Here is a 3,499-nt window from a genome sequence, read left to right on the forward strand (position 1 = left end):
GGCCTGGAGAGCCGGCTCGAAGACATTTCAAGCCGGCTGGATGCGTCGGCCGCGCAGGTGGCCGGCATCGATCCGGCGCTGATCCGCAGCCTGGAAGCACAGGTTGCCGGCCTGTCCGCCCATCTTTCCAGGCCCAGCACCCCGCTGCCGGAATTCGAGGACATCAGCCCGCGTCTCAACGAAATTGAAAAGTCGCTCGCAGGAACCCGCGATTCCATCCTTGGCGCAGCGCGCGAAGCCGCCGAGAACGCGGTGCAATCACTTGCCGGTTCGAGCGCCAATACGACCGCTGTTTCCGGCCTCGCCCAGGATTTGAAGACGCTTGAAACGCTGACGCGGCGCTCCGACGAGCGCAATTCGAGAACGTTCGAGGCCATCCACGACACGTTGCTCAAGATCGTCGACCGGCTGGGTTCGCTCGAACCCGGCGAGCCGGTCGAGGCGATGAGCGAATTGCTGGATGCGGCACCGGTCGAGCCGAGCAACTGGCGCGGCGTGCGGCGACCCAAGATGGCCGTGGACGCGCCATCGATGGATATCGATCAGCCCCTGCCATTGACTGGGGACTTGGCCGATCTCGATGGCCGTGCCGCCGCCATCCTGCGCAACGAGCCGGGTGCTCGTAGCGATCTGGGCGGCCTGGGTATGGGAACGCGCACGCCGGCCGAAGCCGCAGCGGCTGCGGCCATGGCTGCTCTCGGCTCCGACACAATTGTCGAGAAGAACGAACAGGCGGGCGGCCGTAGGTCGATGTTCGGCGGACTGGCCCGCGCCTTTAAGGGCAAGAAGGAGGCGGACATCCCGCCACTGGCCGGCTCTGCGCCGACTGCCCCGATCCCGAGCGTCGATCTCGACGAACCGCTCGATCCGAAAATGGCCAACCGGCCGCTGGAGCCCGGTTCCGGCGCACCTGACCTCAACGCCATCATGAAGCGCGTGCGCGACGAGCGCGGCCAGCCTGCCAAGCCCAGCGACACCGACGCCGCGAAGTCGGATTTCATCGCCGCTGCCCGGCGCGCGGCCCAGGCCGCGGCCGCCGAGGCCGATGCGCTGAAGCGCCAGTCGACGGTGACCGGACCGGTGAAGGCACTGCGGATCGGCGACCTGCTCAAGGCACGGCGCAAACCGATCCTGATGGGGACAACCGCGATCCTGCTGGCACTGGGCGCCCTGCAACTGGGCAAGGCCTTCTTCGCCGATCCGGCCCAGGTGGCGAGCAACGATGTTGCGCCGATCGTCGCCTCGCAGCCGGTGCAGACCGCCTCGCTCGATGCCGCCGGCCAACCTAAGATGGACGCGCAGCCCGCGGCAGTGGAAAGTGCGCCTGACCACACCGTCAGGCAGGCCGAGCCGTCCGCACCGGCAACCAAGGACGACATGGCCGCGCAAAGCATGATTGCCACGCCGCCAGGCGCCGAGCCGCCGATGGATGCCGCGCCGACCGCAGAGCCGGTTCCCGCGCCCGTCGCCTCGATTACATCGGCCGATGCGAACCCGGCGATGTCCGGGACGACAGCCTCGGCTGCGCCGGCCTCGACCGTTCCGGTCGCCGCGGAAGCCGCCGACACCGACGCGCAGCCTATGGCGACTGAGCCGACCGCCGCTAAGGACACCACGGGCGCGGTTCCGCCAGCGGACGCTTCGCCGGCGACGACGGCAAAGTTCGACATTCCCGCTGACGCCGGCCCTGCCGCCTTGCGTGATGCCGCCGCCAGCGGCGACGCCAAGGCGCTGTTCGAGATCGGCTCGCGCTATGCCGAGTCGCGCGGCGTCAAGGAAGACATGGCGGCAGCGGCCAAATGGTACGAGAAATCGGCGGAACTCGGCTTCGCGCCGGCCGAATACCGCATCGGAAACTTCTACGAAAAGGGCATCGGCGTCGCGCGCGACATCAAGAAGGCGAAGACCTGGTACCAGCTTTCCGCAGCACAGGGCAACGCCAGCGGCATGCACAATCTGGCCGTCTTGTTCGCCATGGCGGCAGACGGCGTGACCGACAATGAATCGGCCGCGCACTGGTTCCAGGCGGCCGCCGACGTCGGCGTCAAGGACAGCCAGTTCAATCTCGGCATCCTCGCCGCCAAGGGCGTCGGCATGAAGCAGAACCTCGAGGAATCCTACAAATGGTTCGCGCTCGTCGCCAAGACCGGCGACAAGGATGCCGCTGCCAAGCGTGACGAGATCGCCAATGCGCTGCGGCCAGAGCAGCTCGAACGCGCCCGCGCCGCGACCGAACTGTGGAAGGCCAAGCCGCTGGATGCGGCGGCCAATTCGGCCGACATTCCCGAATCCTGGCAGGACGGCGCGCCGCAGACGACAGCCAGCATCGACATGAAGAAGGCCGTCCAGAACATCCAGCGCATTCTCAACAAGAACGGCTACGACGCCGGCGGCGCCGACGGCAAGATGGGCCAGAAGACGAAGACCGCGATCATGGCTTTCCAGACCGACAACAAGATGCCGGCGACCGGCGAAGTCGATGAAAAACTGGTCAAGGCGCTGCTGGCGCGCAAATAACGGCAGAGGCGTCGTTTCCACGACGCCCTTGCCACACATTCGCCTGTTAACTGATTGAGATGTTTTTTGTTTCGGCGGCGTAGCGCGGTTTGACTTCGCAGCACCTCCGGGGCAAGAACGAATTGGCTTGTCGGGTCAAGATGCCCGCAACGGTTGCATTCGCCGACAGGCAGAACTGATCGAGACTGACGGGTGGGCATCTATCTCCCGATCGCGGAAATTTCCGTCAATATCTTCGTCCTGCTGGCCATGGGCGCGGCGGTGGGTTTCCTGTCGGGCATGTTCGGCGTCGGCGGCGGCTTCCTCATCACGCCGCTGCTGATCTTCTACAACATCCCCCCGGCGATCGCGGTCGCCACGGGCGCCAACCAGGTCATCGCCTCCTCCGTCTCCGGCGTCCTTTCGCACATGAAGCGAGGGACGCTCGACTTCAAGCTCGGCGGGGTATTGCTGGCCGGCGGCATTGTCGGTTCCACCGGCGGCATCTTCGTCTTCGCCTTCCTGCGCCGCCTCGGCCAGCTCGACCTGTTCATCTCGCTGCTCTACGTCGTGCTGCTCGGCACCGTCGGCGGACTGATGCTGGTCGAAAGCGTCAATGCGCTGCGCGCCACGCGCAGCGGTGCGGCGCCGGTGCTGAAGAAATCCGGTCAGCACAACTGGATCCACCGCTTGCCGCTGAAGATGCGCTTCAGGGCCTCAAAACTGTTCGTCAGCGTCATCCCCGTCCTTGGACTTGGCGCCGGCATCGGCTTCCTGTCGTCGATCATGGGCGTCGGCGGCGGCTTCATCATGGTGCCGGCACTGATCTATCTGCTGAAAGTGCCGACCAACGTCGTCATCGGCACCTCGCTGTTCCAGATCATCTTCACCTCCGCCTATACGACGCTGGTCCACGCCACCACCAACCAGACGGTCGACGTCGTGCTGGCCTTCCTGCTGATGGCGGGCGGCGTCGCCGGTGCGCAGTACGGCGCCAAGGCAG

2 protein-coding genes are annotated in these 3,499 nt (G+C 66.0%); both read left to right on the forward strand.

Annotated features, from left to right (window positions below):
- A partial coding sequence (locus tag EN893_RS24645) for an SEL1-like repeat protein (RefSeq protein ID WP_206640167.1) occupies nucleotides 1–2,517 on the forward strand: 2,517 nt, incomplete at its 5' end.
- Between the two features lie 192 nt (nucleotides 2,518–2,709).
- Nucleotides 2,710–3,499 (forward strand): sulfite exporter TauE/SafE family protein (locus EN893_RS24650; protein WP_164901073.1); only part of this gene is annotated, 790 nt, incomplete at its 3' end.

Source organism: Mesorhizobium sp. M7A.F.Ca.CA.004.04.2.1 (assembly GCF_004022825.1).
Lineage (GTDB): Bacteria > Pseudomonadota > Alphaproteobacteria > Rhizobiales > Rhizobiaceae > Mesorhizobium.